Here is a 26,917-nt window from a genome sequence, read left to right as displayed (position 1 = left end):
CATGACCGACTGCAACGACGAGTGCATTCTGGGCGCCGCCACCCTCATGGCCGAGGGCGGCGGCGCCGGTTCGAATGGTCAGGGCCCCACGCCTCCCGGTGGCGTGAACGGAGATCCGGCCGCCGGCGGCTCCAACCGTCCGACTGGCCCGAGCCGCACGAACTACATCTACCTTGCCATCGCCTGCATCCTCGTGGGTTCCCTTTTCTGGAATCTGGGCCGCGGGGCGGGTCTTGGCGACAAGCCCGCCGAGTTGGCCACGAGCGAGTTCGTGGCCGCCGTGGAGGCCAACCGCGTCGACGAGGCGACCTACACGGTGCTCGATGGCACGGTCGAGGGCGCCTATTGGCCCGAGGGCGAGAAGAAGACCGAGGACAACCTTGAGCGCTTCTCCTCCACCTATGTGGGTTCCGATGCCCTGGCAGAGCTCATGGCCGCCCACCCCAAGACCACGTACAAAGTGGACACCGAGGACCCCGACATGCTGATGAACCTGCTGGTGGCGATTCTGCCCACCGGCCTGCTCATCTTTGTCATGTTCTACTTCATGCGCCAGATGACCGGTGCCAACAACAAGGCGATGCAGTTCGGCAAGACGAACGCCAAGACGACCGAGGTCACGCGTCCCAACGTCAAGTTCAAGGACGTCGCCGGCATCGATGAGGCGGTTGAGGAACTCGAGGAGGTCCGCGACTTTTTGGCCGATCCCGAGCGGTTCCGCAAGCTCGGCGCCAAGATTCCGCGCGGCGTGCTGCTGGTCGGTCCCCCCGGCACCGGCAAGACCCTGCTGGCCAAGGCCGTCGCCGGCGAGGCGGGCGTGCCGTTCTTCACCATCTCCGGTTCCGAGTTCGTCGAGATGTTCGTGGGTGTGGGCGCCTCGCGCGTGCGCGACCTCTTCAAGAACGCCAAGGAGCAGTCGCCTTCGATCATCTTCATCGACGAGATCGATGCGGTCGGCCGTCAGCGCGGTGCCGGCCTGGGCGGAGGCCACGACGAGCGCGAGCAGACGCTCAACCAGCTGCTCGTCGAGATGGACGGCTTCGAGGAGAACGAGAGCGTGATCCTCATCGCCGCCACCAACCGACCCGATGTCCTCGACCCGGCGCTGCTGCGCCCGGGCCGTTTCGACCGTCAGATCACGGTGGACCGCCCCGATGTGCGCGGCCGCGAGCAGATCCTGCGCGTGCACGCCGCGAACAAGCCCCTCGACACCGATGTCAGCTTTGAGAAGCTCGCCCAGCTCACCGTTGGTTTTGCCGGCGCCGATCTGGCGAACCTCCTCAACGAGGCCGCGCTACTTACCGCCCGCCGCAACCGCTCCCTCATCTCGATGGACGAGATCGAGGAGTCCATGGAGCGCGTCATGGCGGGCCCGCAGCGCAAGAGCCGCGTGATGACCGAGACCGAGCGCCGCATCATCGCCTACCACGAGAGTGGTCACGCCCTGGTGGGTCATGTGCTCGAGAACTCCGATCCGGTGCACAAGATCTCGATCATCAGCCGAGGCCAGGCGCTCGGGTACACGATGCAGCTGCCCGCCGAGGACCACTTCCTCAAGTCTCGCCGCGAGATGCTCGACGACCTCGCCGTGTTCCTGGGCGGCCGTGTTGCCGAGGAGCTCATGTGCGACGACATCACCTCCGGTGCGAGCAACGATCTGGAGCGCGCCACCAAGATGGCCCGCGAGATGGTCACGCGCTTAGGGATGAGCGATGAGCTCGGTACGCAGGTGTTCGGCGAGGCGCAGCACCAGGTGTTCCTGGGTCGCGATTACGCCGACCATCAGGACTACTCCGAGGAGACGGCGCGCCGCATCGACGCCGAGGTCCAGCGCATCATGCGCGAGGCCCACGAGCGCGCGGTGGAGATCATCTCCGCCCGGCGCGAGCAGATGGACCTCATGGCCCGCGTCCTGCTCGAGCGCGAGACGGTCGAGGGCGATGCCGTGACCGCCCTGCTCGACAATGAGTGGGATGCCTACCTTGAGCGCGAGGGCGATATCGTCGCCGCCAAGGAGGCCCGCAACGACGCTGCCGCCAACGGTGCCGATCCGGCCGTGGTGGATGCCGAGCGCGCCCGTCGCGCCAAGCCGCGCCAGAGCGACGAGGAAATCGCCGCAGAGGCCGCCGCGTTCGCGCAAGCTGCCGTCGCGGGGGATCGAAATCCCGGGGGCGACGAGGATGCCGAGTGTGGTGCGGATGCCGAGTCCGACGAGGGCGCCGAATGTCCCCGGAGCGATTCGTAATTTATCGATGTGACACAATGTGCTGGCGGTGCGATATGTGCCCGCCAGCACATTGCTTTTGCCTGCGCCAAAATGCCCATATCTGCATCCGCATCGTCTGCGATTGCACCGGCTTTCTCCATGGACGGCCTAAATTGCCTATGGGAATCCGATATATGGCGGGTGTCAAAAAGAAGACAAGCATAGGCAAATGCACTGGTCCATGGATAATGATTCAAGCGAGAGAGTAGATTCGAAGATCGGAGTGCCCGTGGCCGGATTTTTCGCACGTGCGAAGCGGACCATGCGTCAGAAACGTCAAAACGAGCCCATGGTCTTTTACCTGTACTTCATATTGCGCGCCCTCGTGCTCATCACGCTTGTGCGCTCGGCGTTTATCGGCCATTACGAGCACATGATGCTGTGCGTCCTCACCCTTGTGCTTCTGCTGGTGCCGTCCTTCCTTGAGCACACCCTCGATATCGAACTGCCCGACCTGCTCGAGTCGATCATCTTGCTGTTCATCTTCGCCGCGGAGATCTTGGGCGAGATTGACGCCTTTTACATCAGCATCCCGTTTTGGGACACGATCTTGCATACGACCTGGGGATTCATGTGTGCGGGTATCGGCTTTGCGCTGTTTGACATCCTGAACCGCAGCGAGAATTCCAGCATCCACCTCACGCCGCTGTATATGGCGGTTTCGGCGGTGGCGTTCTCCATGTGCATCGGTGCGTGCTGGGAGATCTTCGAGTATTTCGCCGACTGCTTCATCGGCGTCGACATGCAGAAGGACACGCTGGTCCAGGCCATCAACACCGTGTGGCTCGACCCCACCAACTCCAACGTGACCATCCCGGTGCGCGACATCGTCTCATCGCAGATCACGCTCGCTTCGGGCGAGGTCATCTCGATTCCCGGCGGCTACCTCGACATCGGTATTCACGACACCATGGCCGACCTGATCGTGAACCTCATCGGTGCGCTCGCGTTCGCCGTGCTTGGCTTCGCGTACGTGAAGACGCGCGACAACAACTCCTTTGCGGCGCGTTTCATCCCGCGCGTGCGCAAGCGCGTGTCCGAGGCTGTGGGCAAGGCCGGCTCCTCGGCGGAATAGGCTGCTCTATGATCAACGAGGCCATTCATCGTGCCCTCCGATGACTTCGGTGTCGGTGGCTGGGTGCGCGTGGGGTATTGTGTGGGGTATGAGACCGTCGTGGATTCGCTGCCTGCCGGGCAGTCGCTGATGGACGAATACCGGAGTTGAGAGAGGGGACCGTGATGGGTTATACGATTTTGGGCGATGTGCATACGCATACGCTGTACTCGCGCCACGCCTATTCGACGATCGAGGAGAACGTCCGCGCCGCTGCTGAGGCGGGTTTGGAGATTCTCGGCTCGGCCGATCACTTCAGCGGCATGCTTTATCCCGAGCAGCACCTGCGCAACTTCCAGTACTTGATCAACATGGGCGTGTGGCCGCGCACCTGGCACGGGGTCACGGTCCTGCATGGCTGCGAGGCCGACGTGGTGAGCCTCGACGGGTCGCTGTTCGGTCAGGATATCGTGGTGCATTGCGATATCACGGGGCGTGACCTGGGCGTGGAGCGCACGTTGTTCGACCGCGCCACAGGCGATGCGGATTACGTGATTGCGAGCGTGCACGATGGGTCGTTCGCCGAGGGGGCGTCGGTGTCCCAGGTGACCGATATGTACGTCGCCGCTCTGGAGCAAGAGAAGGTGTTCATCCTCGGCCACACGGGCCGCTCGGGCCTGCCCTACGATATCGACACGGTGCTGACCTGCGCCAAGAAGCGCCACAAGCTCATCGAGATAAATGAGCATTCTCTCGAGGTGGGCGATCGCTATCACGGCGTGTGCCGCACGATCGCGGAGCGTTGCGCCGAGCTCGGTGTGGGCGTGGTGGTGTCAAGTGATGCGCACGTGGCTCCGCGTATCGGACAGTTCCCCACGGTCGAGCGCATGCTCGAGGAGATCCACTTCCCCGAGGAGCTCATCATGAACCGCGGCCGCGAGCCGTTCCTGCGCGAGCTGGCCGCCGCCGGCGTGCGGGATTTGAGATAGTACCGGGGCCTGCGCGCGGTTTTGATCGCCGGTCCGTTTCGAGGCTTCCATCACAGAAACGTAAGGGTTTCGTCACATGCGCATCGCGCTCCGTTGGTATTCTTGGGCGAATGATTCTGCCCGAGGAGGGGAGGGGTGCGCATGGATGGACGGAGAGATTGCCGTAGGTCGGTGCTGCGGCGTATGCTGCGGCGGTTGCCGTGCGCCCTGCTTGCCTTGGGCCTGACGGCGACGCTCGGGTCTGCCGGGGTCCTCGCCACCCGTCGCGCGCAAGAGCTCACGGGGCGCGGCGCCGTGGAGCAGCCCAGATTGAATGCTGCGTATGCGCAGGGGAGTGAGGGTCCGGCGCCCGAGGCCGAGACCGCGCATCCCGCGCGCTTTGCGACCAATCTTACCTACACGAGTCTTGACGCCCCAGACGACGGTTCGGCGGTCGCCCGCGTGACGTGGGATGATGCGTGGTTTTCCGCCGATGAGGGCGACTACAATCATGAGCTCGCCCAAACATCGTCGGTACTTGCCGCGCTCGCTTACTCGGAGTCGGGTTATTACCAGGCGCGTGAGAACCACCCGCCGTATATGGAGAATGCCCTTGCCTCTCTGGGGTTTGGCGAGGTTTCCACCGAGTCGTACCGCTATCGCAGCAAGGTTGTCGACGAGGTGCTTGACCTGGCGACGGGCGATGCCGATGGTGCGGCGTACACGATCGCCCGCAAGCGTCTGGGTTCCGGGCACGACGGTCCTGCGCGCGACCTCATCCTGGTGAGTGCGCGGGGCAGCTACGGCTCGGAATGGCTGAGCAACCTCGATATGTCTCGGGACGAGGCCGGCGACCATGGCGGCTACGTGCGCGCTGCGCGTGAAATCGGGGCGGAGGTCGTCTCCTGGGCCGAGGAGTCGCGCGCGCTTGGCGCAGAAGTGTCGGTTCTGCTGGTGGGCCATAGCCGTGGCGGCGCCATCGCGAACCTCGTAGCTGCTGAGCTCGACGATCTTCGTGCACAGGCGGGTGATGCGGCATCCTTCGGTCCCGTGTATGCTTACACGTTCGCTGCCCCGGCGACCACCCTCGCCTCAGATGCGCGCTCGGAGCGCTACGGCAACATCTTCAATATCGCCAACCCTTCGGACATCATGCCCTACCTGCCGCTTTCGGCCTGGGGATACGAGCGTTACGGCGTCGACCTCGAGCTTCCGAGTGTTGGCTGTGCGGATTTCGATCGCCTCGAGGACGAGATGCGCGCCGTGTATCGCGAGTCGGTTGGGGTGGAATGTTCCGCCGATGCCGCCGACGTGCTCATTGCCCGCACGGTTTGCAACAACATTGCCGCGGCGGTGGGTTCTGCCGAAGAACTCGTTACCCCTGTTGGCGCGCTCACGGCATTCCGATTGCTGGCAACGCACGTCGATCCCGTGCGGATCCTCTACAGCCATTATCCCAGCACGTACATCGCGTGGATGTCCGTCATCGACGAGTCTCAATTGGGGACAGGTACAAATTGAGACATTTCTGGGCGGTGTGGCCGGAATAGCCCGAAATCGCCCGAGGTACCAGCCCCTCTCGCAATGTCTCAATTTGTACCTGTCCCCAATTGAGACATCAGGGGCGTATGAGGATGGCGACGGTTTCGACGTGCTCGGTGTGGGGGAACAGGTCCACGGGCGTCAGGCGCTCAAGGCGGTAGCCGGCGCGTCCGAGATGCTCGAGATCGCGCACCTGCGTGTGGGGGTTGCAGCTGATGTAGACGATGCGTCGCGGTGCGAGTGAGGATGCCGCGTCGAGGAACTCGGGCGTCGACCCGGCGCGCGGCGGGTCCATCACCAACACGTCGACATGGTCGCCTCGATGAGCTGCCTCGAGCATGTATTCCGTGGCGTCCCGAGCGATGAAAGACGAGGTCGCACCCAGGTCGTTGAGCTCGGCATTGCGCACGGCGTCCCGTACGCCCTCGGGATTGCGCTCGACGCCGGTCAGGGCGATGTCGAACCCCTGCTTGCGCGCCGCCGCCGTTGCAGCAAGGCCGATGGTGCCGCTGCCGCAATAGGTGTCGAGGACGGCATCGGGGCCGGTGAGGCCCATGCCGTCGATTGCGAGCTGGTAGAGCACCTCGGTCTGCTGTGGGTTGACCTGGTAAAACGAGACGGGTGAGATTTCGAACGTGCAGTCGAGGAGACGATCGGTCATGCGCTCGCGGCCCGCAAGGATACGTGTCTGACCGCCGAGGATGGCGTTGGTGACGCGGGGATTGACGTTTTGCGCCACGGTCACGAGTTCGGGATGGGATTCGATCAGGCGGCACGCAAGTTCGTCGAGGCGGTCGACCTCGAGGCTGCGCGTGACGAGCGTGAGCATCGATTCGTCCGTGCGCCAGCCGCAGCGGAGTACAGCGTAGCGGAGCTGACCGCAGCGGCGGTCTTCGTCATATGCGGGGATGCCGAGTTCGGTGGCCAGATGTGCGACGTCGTTGAGCAGTTCGCGTGCCCCGGGCGCCTCGACGGCGCATGCGGGACAGTCGACGATATTGTGCGTACCGCGGGCGAAAAACCCTCCGTGCACCGAGCCGTCCGCGGCGGGTGCGAAGGGGGTGGCTGCCTTGTGGCGGAACGCCCGCGGTGCGGCGAGCGGGGCGTCGGCTACGGTCACGGGCCCGCTTTCGCGCGAAGATCCCATACCGAGCACCGGCTCGATCTGCGCATCCCAGTCGAATTGCGCGATAAGCGGTTCGAAGAGCTCACGCATGGCCGTATGCTTGCGCGCAAGTTGCTTGCGGTAGGGAAGGCCGAGCCATGCGCAACCACCGCAGCTGTGCATGATGGGGCACGGGGCCCCGGCGTCGGGGCGCTTGGCGGTGGCTTTCTTGGGCATGGCGGGGTCCTTCGCTCGGGGTGTTCTGCTCGCTATGGTACCCGAGCTGCGAACGCACGGCTTGGCGGGTTCGCCCAAACCATATATCTCCGATTTGGGCGATCGGGGGAGCACCGCTTTGAAGTGCCCTGTCGCCGCATGTCGAAACATCCGGGAAATCTCATGGTGATCGGTTGCACTCCATCAAACTAAAGTGTTATCCTTCCAATCGCCGACAATGGCACTTTAGTTAAGTAAAGTGAAATGAAGGGAACAGATCATGAAGAAGAACGAGCAGAACATGCAGGGCAACCTCGCGAGCATCTCCGGCGCTATGCCCGAGACGGGCTCCGTCGGGTCCGGGACCCCACGAAAATGCGGCATGACGCGGCGGTCGCTGGTAGCCGGCGCGGCGTCCGCCGTTATGGCGTTGGCGCTGCTCGCGGGATGCGGCGCAACTCCCAAGGCGACCGATGCCGGGTCCGCCCCTAAGACGGCGGAGGACACCTCCGCCGCAGCGACATCCAAGCTGATTGTCGGTTTCGACCAGGCGTATCCGCCCTACGGCTATGTGGGTGACGATGGCGAGTACACCGGCTTCGACCTCGACCTCGCCCGTGCGGTCGCCGACGAGCTCGACTGGGAGGTCCAGCTGGAGGCGATCGACTGGGAGGCCAAGGACGCCCTGATGGATTCCGGGGCCATCAACTGCATTTGGAACGGCTTTACCATGGAGGGTCGTGAGGACGACTACACCTTCTCCGACCCGTATATGCTGAACGCTCAGGTCATCGTGGTTCGCGCTGACAGCGGGATCTCCGATCGCGCCGGCCTGGCCGGGAAGACCGTGGTGACGCAGATCGACTCCGCCGCCGAGGAAGTGCTCGAGGGCGACGCCGCCGACCTCGCTGCCACGTTCGCCTCGCTCGAGACCATCGGTGAGTACAACACCGCGTTCATGCAGCTCGAGTCGGGCGCCGTGGATGCCGTGGCCTGCGATTTGTCCATTGCCCGCTATCAGATGTCCGCAAAGCCCGATGCGTATCTCATGCTCGACGAGTATCTCTCCGAGGAGAACTACGCCGTCGGCTTCAAGAAGGGCGACACCGCCACGGCCAAGAAGGTGACCGAGGCGCTGAAGAAGCTGTACAAGGACGGCACGGTTGAGCAGATCGCGGCCAAGTACGCCGATCAGGGCCTGACCATGGACAACTGGCAGATCAAGTAAGTGGTGCTCAGCATGGCGCGCCCGAGGTGCATGTGCCCGGGCGCGCCTTTTGCGCGCGTGCCAGGCCCGTTGGGAAAGGACGATATTCAGGTGGATATCACGACCATGATGCAGATGCTGGGCGAGGGTTTCATCACCAGCTTGCAGATCTTCGCGCTCACGCTCGTCGGCGCCTTGCCGCTCGGTGTCGTGGTGGTGGCACTGCGCATGTGCCGATTCGCGCCGGTGCGCCTCATCGCGCGGGCCTACATTTCGGTGATGCGAGGCACGCCCCTCATGCTCCAGATGTTCGCCATCTATTTCATGCCGTTCTACGTCTTTGGCGTCCAACTCACGCCGTCGTCGAAGTGGCAAGCAGCGGTCTTCGCGTTCATCGTGAACTACGCCGCGTATTTCGCCGAGATTTATCGCTCCGGCCTGCAGTCCGTCCCGCGTGGGCAGTATGAGGCCGCCGAGGTCCTGGGGTACTCCAAATTCCAGACGCTCGTGCACATCGTCGTGCCGCAGGTGGTCAAGCGAATCATGCCGGCCATCGGCAACGAGGTGATCACGCTGGTCAAGGACACGTCGCTCGCCTTCGCCATCGGTGTCGGGGAGATGTTCTCCACGGCAAAGGCGCTTGTCGCCTCGCAGGTGAGCATGGTTCCGTTCGTCATCGCGGCTGCCATCTACTGGGCGTTCAACTTCGCGGTGGAACTCGTGCTCGGCTCCATCGAGAAGCGCCTCGCTTACTATCGCGATTAGCGGGTAAGCCCGTAATTGCTGTTCACCGCGGTATGCGGCTCCGTGCAGCTGACGCCGTGCATCTATTTGAAGGGTGGCTCTCATGCCCGCTGTCGTTTCAATCAAGAACGCGCGCAAGTCCTTTGGGGGGGTTGAGGTCCTGCGCGATATCTCTCTGGAGGTCGCTCGTGGCGAGGTCGTCGCGGTCATCGGGCCGTCGGGCGGCGGTAAGTCGACGCTTCTGCGCTGTATGACGCTGCTCGAGACGCTCGACGCCGGTGGGCTGTCGTACGGCGAGGTGGATGCGGCGGTGCCGGGGGAGGACGGTGCGAGCGTGTACGCGAAGGGCGATGCGCTCAAGCGCGCCCGGGGCAGGTTCGGCCTGGTGTTTCAGAACTACAACCTGTTTCCGCATTTCACGGTGATGCGCAATATCGTGGACGCGCCGATTCGCGTGCAGCGTCGTGACCGCGCCGAGGTGGAGCAGCGGGCCCGGGAGCTGATCGAGCGCATGGGCCTCGAGGGTTGTGAGGACAAGGTCCCCTGCCAGCTTTCCGGCGGGCAGCAGCAGCGCGTGGCAATTGCCCGGGCCTTGGCCATGGACCCCGAGGTCATCTTCTTCGACGAGCCCACCAGCGCGCTGGACCCCGAGCTCACTGCCGGGGTGCTGCGGGTGATCCGCGGGCTCGCGGCCGAGGACATGACGATGGTCGTCGTCACGCATGAGATGGACTTTGCGCGCGAGGTCGCCGACCGCGTGGTGTTCATGGACGGCGGTGTGATTGTGGAGGAGGGGCCGGCGGAGCAAGTGCTCGACAACCCGTGTGAGGATCGTACCCGTGCATTCCTCGCCCGCATCGAGAAGTGACGAAAGCCGATTGCTCCGGTCCGCTCACGGGAGTGGACGGTTGGGTCCGTGCGCTTTGGTAGCATGGGGAAAGCCGAAAAGCCCGCCCATGCGGTGGGAGATTGGGAGTGTGGACCATGTCGGACAAGCTTTTCAAGTTGCCCCTCTTCGCCAAGACGCAGCAGCTCCAGTCCATACCCGGTGAGGATGCCAAGCGCGTGTTCATGATCACCGAGGCGATCAAGCCCCAGCCCGAAAAGAGCATGGGCTACCTGGTTGAACAGGTGAGTGGTCGCCAGGTGAGGATCCATGCGTGGCTCGCCATCGGCGGCGCCATCTTCACATGTGACGAGCCAATCGCGGCGCGCCCCGAGCGCAACCCCGATGCCGGTATGGCCAAGGACGATGACGGTGGCATTTTCTTCTTTGTCCGCGCCGAGGGCAGGCCCGTGAAGGCCGCCCACTTCACGCAGCGCGAGAAGGACGGGCGCCTCACCGTTTCCAGCAGCATGAACGACCTTGGGCCCTACGGAACGGGGTCGCACGACATCGACGTGATGGGCGCCGCCTGCTATCTGACGCAGTGGATGCTCCCGCGCGAGCACGGCGAATCGATGCCGACCCTGACCGTCGCCGATATCCTGGACACCCTGCTCGAATCCTCTTATCCCGACGCGCTCGACGCCCTGGTCTATCGTGGGGGCAAGGAGGGCGCGAGCGGCTTCGAGCGGTATGCCTCGCGCTCCCTGGCACAGGCCGGTGCCGAGCTCGTACGCCCTATCGCGGCGACGCGAGACATCGATATTCGCCGCCTGAGCTCGACGGGGCTGTTCTGGACGGGATGTGACAAACGCGAGCTCACCGATGAGCAGATCGATACCATCCAAGCCGTGGAGGGTGCGCTCAACCGCCTGGTGTTCGCGGAGCACTGCCTGGGCGAAGATTCGTCGCCGATGGTGGGAGGCCTGACCGAGGGCGCGTGCGAGCGTGCCGCACTTTCATCGTTGTGCTCGTTTGCATCGGTTGCGGAACGCCTGATGCGCGGATGCGACCGCAAGAGCGACTATATGGAGCTCGCCGGTGCCCAGGCGAGCCGTGGCGGTGAGTGGGACCTGCGCACGCGCTTCGCGGTGGCGGCAGAGGGCCTGCGTGCGCCCTTCAACTTCGATTACGCCTTCAACTGCGACGCCGCCTCCGGCGTGTTCGCGGTTCAGGCGACTGTCCCCGTGGCCGGGGCGTTCCCCTTCCAAAGCGAAGCGGAACGCAACGACGCACGCGCCGCGTATTCACTGCGTCTTGCCATGGCGCTTGCGGCGGTGGCCTTCGGTGCGGGCGTCGGGGTGGTGCGCGCTATCGTGACGGTGCGCGAGCGCAACATCGACGGGCCCGCGATCGTCTCGCTCGAGTTCAGCCGCCAATTGTTCACCATGCAGCTCATGCCCGCCCTGCAGTCCGGCGCCATTCTCGAGGCTTCACTTTCGCCGGGGGAGCTTATCGAGGCCTTCTCGCCTCGTGCGTTGCACATGGAGACGGGCGAGCTGGGCGCGCTGCTGCCCATCGAGCCGATCGAGGCGCCCCTGCCCGATCGCTCGATCAAGATGGCCGAGGACACGCGCCCGTTGCCTGCCTCCCTGGTCGAGCCCCTGCGTGCGGACCTCGTGCGCGATCTCGATATCTTCGATACGGGCGACGACCCGCTGCGCGATCGTTATCGCGAGATCTCCGACCGCGTCCGCGAGGCCTCGGCGCCCGAGGAGGAGGCGCCCGTCGCCAGCGAGCTGGCCGACCTGATCGCCGCTTATGACGCCGCCGAGATGCTCGAGGAGAGCGCGGCCCGGCCGCTGTATTGCGTGAACATGATCTCGCGCATTATCGTGAGCGAGCATGACGATGGCCCGCGGACGCGCTTCCGCAAGATTCCCGATACCATGTTCGACGCGCGTTCGATGCTGTGCCGCATATATCGCGAGCAGGGCAACCTCGAAGATGCGATTCGTTTGGGCGAGGAGCTCGTCCGCCTTGCCCCGACCTCCTTTACGGCTTACCATTCGCTGGCCCTCGCCCTGCGCGAGGCCGATCGCATGGGGGACGCGGTGCGCGCGCTCCTGGATGGCCTGACCGTCGCCGCCGACCCCACCGATATCGCCTGCGCGTATTACCGATTGGGCTTCTACTTCTGGCAGGGCGGCGACCCCTCGCTCGGCTTGGCCTGCTACGCCATGGTGAAGCCCGGCACGTATTTCTACGGCGAGGCGCAGTCCGAGATGCAGGAGCTCATGCAGCAGAGCCACCTGAGCCGTCGTCCGGACCTTGACGAGGCCCGGGCTCTCCTGCGCGCCGACGGCGTCCCGGTGGCTCCCGTACCGCAGCTGGGCGAGATGGCCGCCAAGGCTGGCATCGCCCTGGTCGACGCCGGTATGTTTGACGCGGCGCATTCGCTCGTGCACTTCCTCTCGAGTTTGGATGTCGCGCCCAACAGCTTCGACGTGCTCGCCTCGGTCCGCCGCTCCCTCGTGCAATAGTCCCAATCGGGGACAGGTACAAATTGAGTCATTTCGCCACGGTAACGCCGGCCGCCCAGATGACGGGCGGCCGGCGTCGTGTTGTTGGCAGGCGTAATTCGCGTCTGTCCCCAAGCGAGGTGTTTCCACGCAAGCCGCCCGCGGCGCCCGTGCCCACGCTTGCCGATGGGCGTGCAATTGCATCCCCACGCGGGGGTAGGCTCAGGCCATACGGCTGTCGTGCGGGGATGCACAAGGCACCTCGCACGCATTTTCGGCGCGAATATCTCGCGCTGGGAAAGGGAGGTGTCCCATGGGTGCACCCAAGACTGGCAATGTGAGGAACGTGGTGCTCGTAGGCCAAGGCGGGGTGGGCAAGACCTCGCTCGCGGAGGCCATGCTCCACCTTTCCGGCAAGACCGCCCGCCTGGGCGGCCACGACGGCACCAAGCCCACGCTCGACTACGACGCCGAAGAGGTCAAGCGCGAGTTCTCGATCTCGACCGCCATCGCCCCGATCGACTGGAAGGGCGCACGCATCAACGTGCTCGACGCCCCCTGCTATCCCGATTTCATCGGCGATGCCTATGCGGCCATGAGCGTATGCGAGACCGCCCTGTTCGTGGTCGATGCCGCCGAGGGCCCGCAGCCCACCACCGTCAAGCTTTGGTACGCCGCCGAGGACCTGCGCCTCGCCCGCGCCGTGTTCGTCAATCGCGTGGACAAGGAGAACGCCGACTTCGATATGTGCCTCGACATGCTGCGCGAACGCTTTGGCATGCGCTTGGGCGCCGTCACGCTGCCCTGGGGCACTGGCGAGGATTTCAACGGCATCATCGACCTCGTTCGCATGAAGGCCCGTCATTGCGACGGCACCAAGCAGACCGAGACCGAGATCCCCGAGGAGTACCGCGCTGCCGCCGAGGCCGCGCATGAGACGCTTTGCGAACTCGTGGCTGAGGCCGACGACGAGCTCATGGAGAAGTACCTCGAGGGCGAGTCCCTCACCCAGGAGGAGGTCGAGGGCCTGCTCGCCAAGGCCATCGCGCACCGTCTGTTCGTCCCCGTGTTCGCCGGTTCCTGCGTGAAGGAGCAAGGCGTGAACTCCCTCATGGACGACGTTGCCACCTACTTCCCCGCGCCCACCGACTACGGCGAGATGCCGCTCATCGACGGTGACACCCTCAAGATCTCCTCCGAGGACGATCGCCCCGTGGTCTTCGACTTCAAGACCCTGAACGACGCCCAGCAGGGCCGCCTGTCCTTCCTCAAGGTGCTCACCGGCACCATCGAGCCGGGCATGGAGCTCGTCAACGCCCGTACCCGCAAGGGCGAGCGCCTGGCGCACCTGTACGTGATGTGCGGCCGCGAGATGACCGAGGTCGGTCATGCCTACGCGGGCGATATCGTCGTCGTTCCCAAGATGTCCGCCGAGACCGGCGATACCCTATCCGTGACCGGCAAGGTCGAGGCCGCCGCGTTCAAGTTCCCCAACTCCCAGTACCGCATCGCCATCGAGGCCGAGAATCGCTCCGACGAGGATAAGCTGTTCACCTTCATCGAGAAGGCCTGCGAGGCCGACCCGACCATGAGCATCGACCGCGACGAGGAGACGGCCCAGACCGTGATCTCAGCTGTTGGTGAGGCGCAGGTATCCGTGCTGCTCAATCGTCTTGAGGATCGCACCAAGGTCGCCGCGCACATCGTGCCGCTGCGTATTCCGTATCGCGAGACCATCCGTCGCGTGGCCTCCGCCCAGGGTCGTCATAAGAAGCAGACCGGCGGCGCCGGCCAGTTCGGCGATTGCTACCTGCGCGTCGAGCCGCTGCTCGACGGCACCGAGTATGAGTTCGTCGACGAGGTCGTGGGCGGTCGCATCCCGCGCGCACTCATCCCCGCCGTGGATAAGGGCGTCCAGGAGACCATGAGGGACGGCGTGATCGCGGGCTACCCGCTCACCGGCATCCGCGTGGCTTGCTACGATGGTTCCTATCATCCGGTCGATTCCAACGAGATGGCCTTCCGCACGGCCGCGCGCATCGGTCTCAAGAAGGCATGCGAGGACGCCGATCCCGTGGTGCTCGAACCCATGGAGAACATCACGGTGACGATTCCCGAGAGTTATGCCGGTGCGGTGATGGGTGACGTATCCGCCAGCCGCGGCCGCGTGACCGGCATGGATTCCAATGACCGCGGAGAGACCGTGGTAACCGCCACGGTGCCCTACGCCGAGCTCGTCGATTACGCCACGCGCCTGCGCTCGCTCACGCGCGGTACGGGTGACTTCACGATGGAGCCGGCCGGCTACGAGCAGGTTCCCTATGACGTGCAGCAAAAGCTCGTCGAGATCTTCGAGCACAATCGCGCCCAGGGTAGGTAGATCACGTTCGGAGCGAGCGGATCGCGCCCCGTCTTTTGCACTAGGCGCGGTTCGCCCGAAGTTTGACGTGTAAGGCCCGGTATGTCGAAAGGCATACCGGGCCTTTACATGCGGGGCGGTTGTTTATTGTCTGCCTATTCAGTTCCTTACACGGTTTCGCATGAGTCTGACGCGGTCGTTGCGGCCCTCTGATGCGTGGGCCCGAGGATTAATGGGGCATATATACACGAATGGATGGAGCAGCATGCCGCATTCCCACAGCACCGACCGCACCGGAATCTCGCGCCGCGGGTTCGTGACCCTCTCGATCGCCGGCGCGGGTGTAACCGCCGCCGCTATGACCGCGCCCGAGGCCGCCTACGCCGACGAGCCCGCCTTGGCGCCCGTGGTCGCGGATTACCCGAACCAGATCAAGATCGCTCATCTCTCCGATACGCACTTCTTCTCCAGGCGCCTGTACTCGGACTGCCCGGACTTCACAATCGCCGAGCATTCCGATCGCAAGATGTTCCGTGAGTCCGGCGACATCATCAAAAAGGCCATGGATGAGATCGTAGCCTACCAGCCCGACCTGGTGATCCTTTCCGGCGACCTTACCAAGGACGGTGAGCTCGCCTGCCATCAGGACATTCACGCGATGCTCTCCGACGCCAAAAAGCGGCTCAAGGCTGCGGGCAAGGAGACCCAATTCGCTGTCATCAACGGCAACCACGACATCAACAACGATCTGAACGGCCGCGACTTCTCCAGCGGGCTTGCCGAGCATACCGACCTGGTCGACCCCCTTGCATTCAAGGATCTCTACGCCGACTGCGGCTATGACGACGCCATCGCCATGTTCGACCAGGGCGGCTCCAAGGGCGGCAGCCTCTCCTACGTGCTCCGCCCCGTCAAGGGCGTGACCCTCATCGCCGTCGACTCCTGCAAGTACTCCACCGACCAGAACGGCCTTGATGTGGACGAGCACGTCACGTCGGGCGTGGTGGGCGAGAAGCTCCTGCAGTGGATCGAGAGCCAAGCCAAGCAGGCTCGTGCCGCCGGCGACATCGTCTTTGTGACCCAGCACCACGGTGTGGTCCCACACTTCTCCATGGAGCCGACGCTCATGGGCGAGTATCTGGTCGACAATTACGAGGAGTGCCAGCGCCGCTACGCCGATGCCGGCGTCTCTGCGGTGTTCACCGGCCATATGCACGCCAACGACATCGCCAGCATCACCACCGAGGCGGGCAACACCCTCTTCGACATCGAGACCTGCGCCACCGTGACCTATCCGAGCGACATCCGCTTCGCGACGCTCGGTTGGGAGCGCGAGAAGGGCACCGCGAACGTGCATGCCACGCTCGCGCTCGAGAGCCATCCGCTTGGCTCCGTCGATTACACCGACTTCGACAGCGGCTCCGTGACCCGTATTCCCAACATCGAGGAGTACGGTCATGAGCGCCTGCTCACAGTCGACGTGGTGAAGACCATGATCGCCGATGCCTTGGTTGCCCCGATGCTCGATCAGGCCGCGGCCAACGGCGGTGTGAAACCGCTCTTGGCTCAGCTCGCCGGTGGCCTCGGTATCGGTGACGGCACCGCTGCCGCACTTGACGGTGCGCTGTTCGGCGCCGTTTTTGGCATGCTGCCCCAGAGCGCCGACGAGGCGTTCATCGTTGAGATCCCGATTCTCGGGAGTGCGGGCATTTGGGCGAACCCCGAGAACCGGCGCGTGATGGTCCAGAAGATGGAGGCGAAGGCCGGTGTGGAGCCTTATGCGCTCACGTTCGACGCCGGCGCCATGGCTGCTGTCCAGAGCGCTCTCGTGAGCGAGCCCATGGCCGCTGCCGCAGGCTGGTCCTACTACATCAGCGCCGAGTCGCTCGCCAAGTTCCTTGTCCCCGTCTACGCGGGCCTCGACTCTCTGCTGGTTTCCGGCGGTAGAGACCAGGTCCTCGACCTGCTGCGCACCCTGGTTGAGACCCTGGTCAACCAGAAGGTCGCCGACGGGGCCAACAGCCTCTTCGACCTCATCAAGTTCGCCTACGGCGACCATCTGCACGGCGACGAGACCTGTCCCGCGTGGGTCGAGACCGCGACCGCCCAGATCAAGCTCACCGGCGACGACGCCGAGGGCAACCCTGCGGCTGACGGTTCGCTTACCAGCTTCCTGCGCGCGACCATCAACGACGAGGTGGTCCTGGATAAGCTCAACGCGCTGCTGAAGGGAATCAAGATCAACCTTAAGGACCTGCTGATCAAGGAGAAGGGCAACATCGCGATTGATATCGCGCTCGGCGCCATCAAGGACCTCGGTGCGATCTTTGGCCTGCTGGGAGGGACCCCTGGCAACATGATCCCCAATATCCCGACGCTTGCCGACCTTGCCCACGGCGCGCTGTATTCCCTCACGCACGACGAGAATCAGCTTGGTGACCGTGTGAATACGCTGGCGACCGGCTTGGTCGATCCCGATTGGAAACCCGGCGGCGGCTCCACGGGCGGTGGCGGCTCCGGCAACGGCAATGGTGGCGGTAGCGGTAGCGGCAACGGCTCCACTGGTGGCGGCAACGGTAACGGCTCCAATGGCGGCAATGGGACCGGTGGCAGCGGCAACGGCGACAGCACCGGTGGCAACGGCACCGGAGGCTCCACCGGCGGTTCTGGCAACGGTGGTTCCACCGGAGGCAGCGGTTCCACCGGTGGCGTTGGCGGCAGCGGCACAACCGGCGGCAACGGTGGCTCGAGCGGTAATGGCTTCGGCACGGGCAACGGACCCACCAGCGGCAACGGTGATTCTGCCGGTGCGATCACCGGCTCCGGCAAGCCCTCCTCGTGCAAGCTTCCCCAGACCGGTGACACCAATACCTTCGCCGCGGCTGCCCTGATGGGCCTGAGCGCTCTCGCCGCCGCCATCCACGCCGGTTCTCGCAACGAGGCGCTCGATTCCCAGGACACCGAGTAGCTCTAGGCAAAGCGCGCTCAGGTGCAAGTTCCGTCATCCATATCGGTTTCCGCGGCAAGGGGAGCTTATCCCGAATGACGAGAATTTTGGCCCAGTGAGTTGCGAGATGTGCTTCGCGCTTGGCTTATCCCGGGACGCCGAGGGCCTTGTACCCGGTGAGCCGGGGGTGTACTCCGCGCTCGGTCTACCCCAGGGTGCTGAAGGCTCCGTGCTTGGCGAGTTGCGAGATATGCTCCGCAATCGGCTTGCCTCGGACACCGAGGAACCTGGGCCAGTGTTGAGTTTATGCGCGATTGGAGGCTGTGCACGATTTATCTGCCACTGTAGGAGCTTGTGAACGATTCGTTCACAAGCTCCATTTTGTCGATACTTCTACCTGCGGAAATGATGGACCGCCAACACCCCAAATTTCGAAACCGTGCATAAGCTCCAATCGCGCATAGCCTCCAACCGCACGCGGCCTATCATCCACGGGTCCGCCGCGCACGGCCTCAGCCTTGCACGCCCGTCATTCACGGGCCCACCGCGCACGGCCTCCAGCCTTGCACGCCCATCATCCACGGGCCCGCCGCGTATGGCCTCCAACCGCACGCGGCCTATCATCCATGGGGTCGCCGCGCATAACCTCCGTCCGCATGCCGTCCATCGTTCACAACCTCCAGCCACGTGCAACCTCCAGCCACGTGCACCCTCCAACTCCACGTTGCCTGCCTTCTGCGGGGTCGTCGTGTATGGCCTCTGAATCGACAAGACTTGCAGGGAGGGTGGGCTGTCTTTTGTTCACCGCGCGGGCGGAGGGTTTGGGCATGGCGGTTTTCCGCAGGCCTTGCCTGGAACTGGCCTGAATCTGGTCTTCGTCTGCTCACGCTGGACAGATTGAGAACGGCTGCAAGCGCAGGTCACGCGGCACTTTCCAAAATTGTCTCCAACGATACGAGGCTCGTGATCGAAGATGCAGACATGAGCCTCGTGTTGTCACATAGAACTGCTTGGGCGCTACATCAGACGCCCTTGAACCCGCGTGATGTACGTGGCTCGCTGCCTGCTGAGTTCCAGACATTGGCACCGGGGCCGGTCGATATGTACCTGGTTGAGCGGGCGCGAAGGCTTCTCGTCGCGCGCGGTATCCCGTACGAGCATCTGGACAGGATGGACGTCTCGGTTCTTCGTGCATGTGATCGAAGGTCCGGTCATGGCGTCTCAGCGCATGTTTGGTCGCATCCGATACCGCCCGGCGGGTTGCTCCGACTCGATAAGGGAATCTTTGTCGTTTCGCCGTTGTTGTGCTTGCAGCAGTTGGCAGGATCGATTCCCAGGCGTGAGCTCGCCGAATGCCTGATGGAGGCGTGTGGGCGCTACGCGGTGCCGCCGAATGGTGACGCCATGGTTTCGCGTGAGCCGCTCGTCTGCGTCGACGATGTGCGTCGGCTTTGCGCGGATGCCGTGGGTCAGCGGGGTGTGAACAACCTGCGGCGGACGCTCAGATTTGTGCGTGATGGGGCGCGTTCCCCGATGGAGACAGCGTTTTTTCTGATGCTCCTGTTTCCCAGGAGGTTTGGAGGTGAGGGGATTGAGAGTCTTGAGATGGCTTATCGCATCGAGGTGGCGGGGGAGGCGCGCCTGCTGACAAGGCGTTCGCACTTCGAATGCGACGCGTATCTTCCGCAAGCGAAGGTCGATTTAGAATACAACGGAATTCTGCATGAGGAAGAGGGTCAAATCGCAGTTGATGTCGAGAGGGCGAACGCTCTGGAGGCGATGGGGTATCGAATGATGACGATCACTCGTCAGTCATTTTTTGATGGGGAGGCCTTTGGAAGACTGATGAGGGCTATTGAGCGCAGGTCGGGGCATCGGCAGGTACGCGTGGACTCGGACTTCTTGAAGCGGCAGGAGGAGCTGCGGCGGTTCATGCTCAGGAGGTATTTGGCCGAAAGCGGAGTCGCGGACGATGAGGCTGGCGCGCTTGAGGAGATGGCTTGAGCTCAGCTCTTACAGGTCGTCCACCAGGGCGGCGCTTTTGGCGTAGGCGGTGCTCTTGGCTTCGAAGAAGTCGGTCTTCACCATGTTGGCGTTCGAGTACTGGCTTACCCATGCCATGTCCGCGGGTTCAGTGCGATACCCCTCGCAGAGCTGGCCGAATCCCAACGAGCTCCAACGAAGATTGCCCAGGTACTTGATATAGCCTTCGACCATGTCGCCCGTGAGGCCGGGAATCGCATCTCCCAGCACGTACCTGCCCCAGGCGATTTCCTGGCGCACGCCCTCCTCGAGCATCTCGCGCAGCATCGTTGTGTTCTCGTTGGAAAATAGCTGCGGCTCTTCTTTCTGCAGCTCCAGGATGATGCTGCGGAACAGCCACAGGTGCGTGTTCTCGTCACGGTTGATGTAGCGGATCTCTTGCGCGCTGCCGGGCATCTTGCCCATGCGCGCGAGGTTGTAGAAGAACATGAAGCCGGAGTAGAAGTACACGCCCTCGAGGATGTAGTTCGCCATGAGGACGCGCAGGAACGTGCGGGCATCGCGGCGCTCTTGGAATTCGTTGTACAAATCGCCGATGAACGTGTTGCGCGCAAGCAGATGCTCGTCGGTCTTCCACTGGTAGAGGATCTCGTTGCGCTTGGCCGGGTCGCAGATGGTGTCGAGCATGTAGGAGTAGCTCTGTGAGTGCACGCTTTCCTGAAACGCCTGGATGGACAGGCAGAGGTTCACCTCGTTGGCGGTGATGTACTCGGCGATGTTGGGCAGGTTGGCCGACTGCAGCGAGTCGAGGAATACCAGGAAGGAGAGGATCTTGTCGTACGCGACGCGCTCGGCTTCGCTCAGGCGCGGGTAGTCCTTGACGTCTTGGGTGAGATTGATTTCCTCGGGAATCCAGAAGTTGTTCATGGCCTGGCGGTACCAGCTGGACACCCAGGGGTACTTCATGTTGTTGAAGTCGTTGAGGTTCGTAGTGTTGCCGCCGATCATGCGGCGGTCGCGCACGTCGAGGTCGCCGTTGGGGTTGAAGAGAGGCTTTTTGACGAGAGTTTGGTTGTCGGTGAGGGTCATGGTATCGCCCTTTCAGGACGGGATGGATTGGTCTGCAGACGTGTCTTTGGGCTTTTAGTATACGATACAAAACAAGAAACAGTTAGGCTATGCTAACCATCAACATATCGGTATCGAAGCCGAGAGAAACACCAGATATTGCGTTTGCGCACACAGATAGCAGGGAGAGGCAATGACGGAGACCGGCACCCCGGATGTGGGATTCATAAAGAAGCGGGACGGCCGCAGCGAGCGCTTCGATGGGGCGAAGATCGTCGAGGCGATGAGGCGCGCTTTCGAAGACGTGGCTGACGAGCAGGCCGCTGCCCGTGGCCTGATTGCGGGGCATGGGGCGTCTGCGCCGGCGGTGTCTGCCGACGAGCTGGAGGCACTTCTCGCCAGCATTGAACAGGCCATGGATCGTGATGGCGTCGATTGCGTTGAGGGGGTTCAAGACCTGGTTGAGCGCGCGCTCATGGAACGCGGCCATTTCGAGGTAGCGAAAAGCTACATCCTCTACCGCCATGAGCGGGCCGAAAAGCGCGCGGTTCGTGTCGAGCTCGCGCGTGCCGTTGCGGGCTTGGGCGGGGGAATCGCATGTGAAGAGGGCCTCGTGGCAGCCGGCGTCCCGTCCGCCGCAGATGACGACGCCGCTATCGCGCCGAAGGACTACCTCGTCGAGGACCTCGACCGCACCCTCGCCCGCATCCAGCGCGACTTTGACGATCCAGCCTATGACCTGGCCATGCTCTCTGCTCGATTCCGCGCCCTCACGGGCGCCGGCCAGGATGCCGATGCGCGCCTCGGCGCGCTCATTCGCGCGGCCGTTGAACTCACCAGTCAGGAAGCCCCACGTTGGGAGATGATCGCCGCGCGCCTTCTGGACCTTTCGTTTATGCGCCATCTTGCCGCCACGCGTCGCGAGCTGGGCATCGCATCGTTCGGGGAGCTGGTGCGCTACCTCACCGAGCGCGGTCTGTACGGCGATTATATCCTCGCCTCCTATTCCGTCTCGGAGCTTGAGGAGGCGGCGGCCTTTATGGTGTCCGAGCGCGATGAGCTGTTCGCATACTCCGGCCTCGACTTGCTTATCAGCCGTTACGTAATCCGCGCGCACGACCATACGCCCCTGGAGAGTCCGCAGGAGATGTTCCTCGGCATCGCGTTGCACCTCGCCATGAATGAGGAGCCGACGCAGCGTCTTGCGTGGGTCAAGCGGTTCTACGATATGCTCAGCAAGCTTGAAGTGACCATGGCCACGCCCACGCTGAGCAATGCCCGCAAGCCCGATCATCAGCTCTCGAGCTGTTTTATCGACACGGTGCCGGACAGCCTCGTGGGTATTTACCGCAGTATCGACAATTTTGCCCAGGTGAGCAAATACGGCGGCGGCATGGGTATGTACCTGGGCAAGGTTCGCGCGACCGGCGGGTCCATCCGCGGCTTCGAGGGCGTTGCGGGCGGCGTGATTCGCTGGATCCGCGTGATCAACGACACCGCCGTGGCGGTCGATCAGCTGGGTATGCGCCAGGGCGCTGTGGCGGTGTATTTGGATGCCTGGCACCGCGACTTGCCCGAGTTTCTCAACTTGCGTACCAACAACGGTGACGACCGCATGAAGGCGCACGACGTCTTTCCGGCCGTGTGCTATCCGGACCTGTTTTGGCGCATGGCCGAGGAGAGCCTCGACCAGGATTGGCATCTCATGTGCCCGCACGACATCCTGCAGGTCAAAGGGTATGCGCTCGAAGATTTCTATGGCGATGAGTGGGAGCGCCGCTACCGCGATTGCGTGGCCGACCCCCGCATCTCCAAGCGCCGCATTCTCATCAAGGACCTGGTGCGCCTCATTCTCAAGAGTGCCGTGGAGACCGGCACCCCGTTCGCTTTTATGCGCGACACCGTGAACCGTGCGAACCCCAATGGGCATGAGGGCGTGATCTACTGCTCGAACCTCTGCACCGAGATCGCGCAGAATACAAGCGCGATCGAGGAGGTGACGCGCGAGGTTGTGACCGAGGACGGCGATACAGTCGTGGTGACCACCACGCGCCCAGGCGATTTTGTGGTGTGCAATCTTGCGAGCCTCTCGCTTGGACGTCTTCCCGTCGAGGACGACGAGGTCATGGGCCACGTGATCGAGACCGCGGTCCGCGCGCTGGACAATGTTATCGACCTGAATTTCTACGCGCTGCCCTATGCGCGCATCACCAACCATCGCTATCGCTCGATCGGTCTGGGCGTTTCGGGCTACCACCACATGCTTGCCCGTCGCGGGATCTCGTGGGAGAGCGAAGATCACCTGGCTTTTGCCGACGAGGTGTTTGAACGCATCAACTACCATGCGATTCGCGCTAGCGAGCGCCTGGCGGAGGAGCGTGGGGCCTACGGGCTGTTTGAGGGCAGCGATTGGCAGACGGGTGCATATTTTGCCAAGCGCGGGTATTGCTCCTTGTCCGGTGAGGTTGCCGAGGTGCGTGAGGGTGCGATGGGTTCCGAGCGTTGGGGCGAGTTGGCCGAGGCGGTGGCGCGCAATGGCGTGCGCAACGCCTATCTTCTGGCGATTGCGCCCACGAGCTCGACTTCGATTCTCTCGGGAACCACGCCGGGCATCGACCCGATCATGCGCAAGTTCTTCTTGGAGGAGAAGAAAGGTTCGATGTTGCCGCGCGTGGCGCCGGAGCTTTCGCCGCGTACGTATTGGTACTACAAGCCGGCGCACTATATCGAGCAGACATGGAGCGTGCGCGCCGCGGGCGTGCGTCAGCGCCATATCGACCAAGCGCAGTCGATGAACCTCTACATCACGAATGACTACACGTTGCGTCAGGTGCTCAGGCTCTATCTCGAGGCATGGCATCGCGGCGTGAAGACAATTTATTACGTGCGCAGCAAATCCCTGGAAGTGGAGGAGTGCGAGTCCTGTTCGGCATAAAGCCTCCATGTACCGCATGAGCGCGCTCGACCCCCGCGGGCCCATGTCCGGCCCCGCGGGGGTTACGCGTATCGATAGGGGGTTTATATGGAGCGGTCGGCAGCGTGCACGGCCCAGCCCGTACCGGGGTAGATATCAAGTGTGTGTTTGTCAAGTATCCGTATGCGCGTCAATCGGAAATGGGTAACATGCGTCTAAAAAATGACGCCCATACTAACTATGTGCGGTTTTCGATATACCTGTTTTACAGGTAGGATTTTTGTTCTAACGGCTATACTGTGCGAGATTGCCGAGCAGGGCTGTGGTTAAGAGCTGTGCCGAGGTTGTGAGCACGTCGAGAGGTGAGATTCGTGGCCGAGCAGAAAACAGGGCGCGCGTATGACGCCAAGGTACGCCGACAGGCAGTAAAGGTTCTTGCAACCGGTGCGGGGCATCGTGCCCTTGCATCGAAGCTCGGTATCCCCGACGCCACGGCACGTCAGTGGGCACGCTCCTATGCGGCCGGCGGCAAGGTCGCGGTGATGAATGCGGGGGCCACGCATCGCGTGTATCCGTTCGAGCTCAAGCTTTCTGCGGTCAAGGACCGTTTGGAGAACGGCATGAGCGTGCGTGAAGTGATGATCAAGCACGGCATCCCCAGCGAGTCGTCGGTTAAGACCTGGTGTCGTCAGTACCGTGCCCATGGTGAGGAAGCCCTGGTCAACAAGCCGCGCGGCGTCAAGCCGCGTCATGTGCGCGAGCAGCTGGAGCGCGAGCGTTCCGAGGCTGAGCGCGCCGAGCGCGAACGGGCTCAGGGCGGTCAGGCCGAGGAGTAGGTCGAGGGCCCGGAGGCGGTCCGGATGCGTCAGATTTCAAGGGCGGGCATCCTTTTGGGTGCTTGCCCTTTTTCGTGTGCGCCGGTTCTAGTACCCCAAGGGGATGCCAAGTTGGTATTGCGCCTGTTCGAGGTCGAGGACCCAGGTGCCGTCTTCAAAGGCCAGCTGGAACCCGAGGAAGGATTCGGAGTCCATTTCGGCGTTCTCGATTGCCTCGGCAAGCAGCCCGCGTATGTGCGCCTGCTCGTTCTCGGCGAGGGGTCGCTTGGCCCCCGCCTCGTCAGTGTCCAGCTCGCTCATATAGCTGTAGACGCTCTGCCGCAGCGTGGCGCGCATGTCGAGGAGGTCGGGTCCCCAGGTGTAGAGGTATAAGCTCGCGGTGCCCTCGTCGGTGTGTGCGTAGCAGGAGTCGATCCGGTAGCTGAAATTGGAGAGCGCCCAATCCGCATAGGCGTTCGCATCGATGCCAAGTTCCTCGCAGGTGTAGCCGGTGGTTTCCATCATGCTCTGATTAAGGCCATCGATGACCGCCGTGCGTTCGGGGCTCTGCTCGCTGGCGATGGCCTGCAGGTAGGCCTCGCAAATCTGCACGCAGGTGCGTTCGTCGTCATCCAGGGAGTCCATGTCGATTCCGGGGCTCGGGTCGTGACCGTCGTACGAGGGTACTTCCGGCTCGATGAGTTCGGGGGAATTCGTCTCGGATGTAAGGTCCGAGAAGAGGCCGCCTATGCTGTAGAACAAGGCGGGCAGCACGTTCGCCAAGACGACGAAGATGGCGATCGCCCGCACAGTCTTGCCCAGCGGTGAAGGTCCCCGCTTGTCTTTGGGTGCGGCTTTGGCGGCCCGTCGCGCGGCGATGCGCTCCGCCTGCATCTGCCGCTTTCGCTCGCGCGCTTCGGAGGGGCTGGGGGATTGTTCGCGCCGGGAGTCATCGGCGGTGTCGTCTGCGGAGGGGGCCTCGTAATCGTCGCGCGTCTTGGTGGGGCCGTCGTAGGGGCTCCCGTCAAGGATACAGGTCTCCGGTTCGATGCCGTCGAACAGCCCGTCGAAAACGCCCGGTTCGTCCCATGGGAGGGTCGGTTCACCGGCGGTGAACGGATCGACCTGGGCGTCGTGCTCTTTGCGTCGTGCCATGGTGCCTCCCTTATTCTTCGCGGTGCCGGGGCTCCTCGCGTCTTGGGCGATGGAGTTTGCGGGCCTCGTGCGCGTGGGTGTATCGGCACAGTATATCTTGCGTTCTCGCCGCTTCGCGGCCACCGACCGTTTGCGGGAAACAGGCGGTATCTCGCGGCGGGTTGAACGGCAAGTGGGTATGATGCATCCAACGAAAACCACGTTCTAAGGACCGAACATGTTCTTCCTCTTCGATCTTGTGGGCGGCCTCTTTGGCTTGGCGATTATCTTCGTGATCGTTGGCCTGGTCACGGGCAACCTGTTCTTCGTGGTCAAGCAGCAGCATGCGGTGATCATCGAACGTCTGGGAAAGTTCCATCGCATCGTGGGCGCCGGCTTTCACGTCAAGATCCCCTTCATCGACCGCAAGGCCGCAACGGTGAGCCTGCGCACCATGAAGAACGGCTTCGATATCGACGTGAAGACGCAGGACAACGTGACCATCGGCCTGGAGGTCTCGGCCCAGTATCACGTGAGCTACGAGATGGGCACGCGGCCTTCCGAGTCCGGCGTGTACAAGAGCTACTACATGCTCCAGCAGCCCGTGGCGCAGATGCGCGACTTCATCACCGACGCCCTGCGCTCTTCGATTCCCGTCTACACCCTCGACGAGGTCTTTGCCAAGAAGGACGACATCGCCAAGGACGTGAACGCCACCGTGTCCGAGCAGATGGATGCCTACGGTTTCACCTTGGTGAGCACGTTGATCACCAAGATCGCGCTGCCCGCCGAGGTCGAGGACTCCATGAACCAGATCAACGCCGCGCAGCGCACCAAGGCTGCCGCGCAGGACCTCGCCGAGGCCGATCGCATCCGCCGCGTCACCGAGGCGCGCGCTGAGGCCGAGGCCATGGAGAAGGCCGGTGAGGGCATTGCCAACCAGCGCAAGGCCATCGCCATCGGCATCAAGGATTCGCTCGAGACCATCCAGGAGACGGGCGTGGGCAATGCCGAGGCCAACCAGCTGTTCATGTTCACCCAGTGGACGGAGATGATGAACGAGTTCGCCAAGAGCGGTCGTGCGAGCACCGTGGTGCTGCCCACCGATTTTACGCAGAGCGCTGGCATGTTCGAGCAGATGCTCGCTGCGAGCCAGGCGGTCGACGCCGCGCCCGTGCCTCAGGCGCCCCCGGTCCCGCCGGTGAACTCGCGCCTGGACGTGTAAACTGGGTATATAGCAACCGAAA

At 63.2% G+C, this 26,917-nt stretch carries 17 protein-coding genes; 14 read left to right on the top strand and 3 right to left on the bottom strand.

The genetic code is table 11. From position 1 onward, the window contains the following. Window position 1: 1 nt before the first annotated feature. From ftsH to AOBCEHNH_RS00260, 4 genes are all read left to right on the top strand, one after another. Window positions 2-2,245, top strand: a complete 2,244-nt coding sequence (ftsH, locus tag AOBCEHNH_RS00275; RefSeq protein ID WP_152062726.1) for an ATP-dependent zinc metalloprotease FtsH — start codon at window positions 2-4, stop codon at window positions 2,243-2,245. A gap of 283 nt (window positions 2,246-2,528) precedes the next feature. Beyond that, window positions 2,529-3,341 (top strand): DUF2238 domain-containing protein, encoded by an 813-nt coding sequence (locus AOBCEHNH_RS00270; protein ID WP_226803161.1) that lies wholly within the window; start codon window positions 2,529-2,531, stop codon window positions 3,339-3,341. Between the two features lie 164 nt (window positions 3,342-3,505). Continuing rightward, complete coding sequence (locus AOBCEHNH_RS00265) at window positions 3,506-4,309, top strand: phosphatase (protein WP_152062724.1); 804 nt, start codon at window positions 3,506-3,508, stop codon at window positions 4,307-4,309. 141 nt (window positions 4,310-4,450) lie between these two features. Next, entirely contained in the window at window positions 4,451-5,809 is a 1,359-nt protein-coding gene (locus AOBCEHNH_RS00260) for a lipase family protein (protein ID WP_226803160.1), read from the top strand. 97 nt (window positions 5,810-5,906) lie between these two features. On the opposite strand, the gene rlmD is transcribed toward AOBCEHNH_RS00260, so the two are convergent. After that, window positions 5,907-7,172, bottom strand: coding sequence for a 23S rRNA (uracil(1939)-C(5))-methyltransferase RlmD (rlmD, locus tag AOBCEHNH_RS00255; RefSeq protein ID WP_152062723.1), 1,266 nt, complete (start codon window positions 7,170-7,172; stop codon window positions 5,907-5,909). 259 nt (window positions 7,173-7,431) lie between these two features. Between rlmD and AOBCEHNH_RS00250 the strand changes: the two genes are divergently transcribed. From AOBCEHNH_RS00250 to AOBCEHNH_RS00220, 7 genes are all read left to right on the top strand, one after another. After that, entirely contained in the window at window positions 7,432-8,379 is a 948-nt protein-coding gene (locus AOBCEHNH_RS00250; protein ID WP_226803159.1) for a transporter substrate-binding domain-containing protein, read from the top strand. Window positions 8,380-8,469: 90 nt separating this feature from the next. After that, entirely contained in the window at window positions 8,470-9,123 is a 654-nt protein-coding gene (locus AOBCEHNH_RS00245; protein ID WP_039910715.1) for an amino acid ABC transporter permease, read from the top strand. An 82-nt stretch (window positions 9,124-9,205) separates the two neighbouring features. Further along, window positions 9,206-9,970 (top strand): amino acid ABC transporter ATP-binding protein, encoded by a 765-nt coding sequence (locus tag AOBCEHNH_RS00240; RefSeq protein WP_152062722.1) that lies wholly within the window; start codon window positions 9,206-9,208, stop codon window positions 9,968-9,970. Window positions 9,971-10,086: 116 nt separating this feature from the next. Then, the gene (locus AOBCEHNH_RS00235) at window positions 10,087-12,471 is read left to right on the top strand and encodes a tetratricopeptide repeat protein (protein WP_152062721.1); all 2,385 of its coding nucleotides are present in this window, start codon (window positions 10,087-10,089) and stop codon (window positions 12,469-12,471) included. 292 nt (window positions 12,472-12,763) lie between these two features. Then, entirely contained in the window at window positions 12,764-14,830 is a 2,067-nt protein-coding gene (locus AOBCEHNH_RS00230; protein ID WP_152062720.1) for an elongation factor G, read from the top strand. Between the two features lie 244 nt (window positions 14,831-15,074). Then, window positions 15,075-17,777 (top strand): metallophosphoesterase family protein, encoded by a 2,703-nt coding sequence (locus AOBCEHNH_RS00225; RefSeq protein ID WP_193221122.1) that lies wholly within the window; start codon window positions 15,075-15,077, stop codon window positions 17,775-17,777. 942 nt (window positions 17,778-18,719) lie between these two features. Further along, window positions 18,720-19,760, top strand: coding sequence for a hypothetical protein (locus AOBCEHNH_RS00220; protein WP_152062718.1), 1,041 nt, complete (start codon window positions 18,720-18,722; stop codon window positions 19,758-19,760). Between the two features lie 9 nt (window positions 19,761-19,769). On the opposite strand, the gene AOBCEHNH_RS00215 is transcribed toward AOBCEHNH_RS00220, so the two are convergent. After that, entirely contained in the window at window positions 19,770-20,828 is a 1,059-nt protein-coding gene (locus tag AOBCEHNH_RS00215; RefSeq protein WP_152062717.1) for a ribonucleotide-diphosphate reductase subunit beta, read from the bottom strand. A gap of 172 nt (window positions 20,829-21,000) precedes the next feature. On the opposite strand from AOBCEHNH_RS00215, the gene AOBCEHNH_RS00210 reads away from it, so the two are divergent. Both AOBCEHNH_RS00210 and AOBCEHNH_RS00205 read left to right on the top strand, forming a co-directional pair. After that, the gene (locus tag AOBCEHNH_RS00210) at window positions 21,001-23,742 is read left to right on the top strand and encodes a ribonucleoside-diphosphate reductase subunit alpha (RefSeq protein ID WP_152062716.1); all 2,742 of its coding nucleotides are present in this window, start codon (window positions 21,001-21,003) and stop codon (window positions 23,740-23,742) included. Window positions 23,743-24,092: 350 nt separating this feature from the next. Continuing rightward, window positions 24,093-24,557 (top strand): helix-turn-helix domain-containing protein, encoded by a 465-nt coding sequence (locus AOBCEHNH_RS00205; RefSeq protein WP_152062715.1) that lies wholly within the window; start codon window positions 24,093-24,095, stop codon window positions 24,555-24,557. A gap of 87 nt (window positions 24,558-24,644) precedes the next feature. Here the strand turns inward: AOBCEHNH_RS00205 and AOBCEHNH_RS00200 are convergent, their stop codons facing one another. Further along, a complete protein-coding gene (locus AOBCEHNH_RS00200; protein WP_152062714.1) occupies window positions 24,645-25,691 on the bottom strand; it encodes a hypothetical protein in 1,047 nt (348 codons plus the stop codon). 217 nt (window positions 25,692-25,908) lie between these two features. On the opposite strand from AOBCEHNH_RS00200, the gene AOBCEHNH_RS00195 reads away from it, so the two are divergent. After that, complete coding sequence (locus AOBCEHNH_RS00195) at window positions 25,909-26,895, top strand: SPFH domain-containing protein (protein WP_152062713.1); 987 nt, start codon at window positions 25,909-25,911, stop codon at window positions 26,893-26,895. The last annotated feature ends 22 nt before the right edge of the window (window positions 26,896-26,917 follow it).

The sequence above is a fragment of the Collinsella intestinalis genome (assembly GCF_902501455.1).
Lineage (GTDB): Bacteria > Actinomycetota > Coriobacteriia > Coriobacteriales > Coriobacteriaceae > Collinsella > Collinsella intestinalis.
This window is presented reverse-complemented; position numbering and strand designations above follow the sequence as displayed.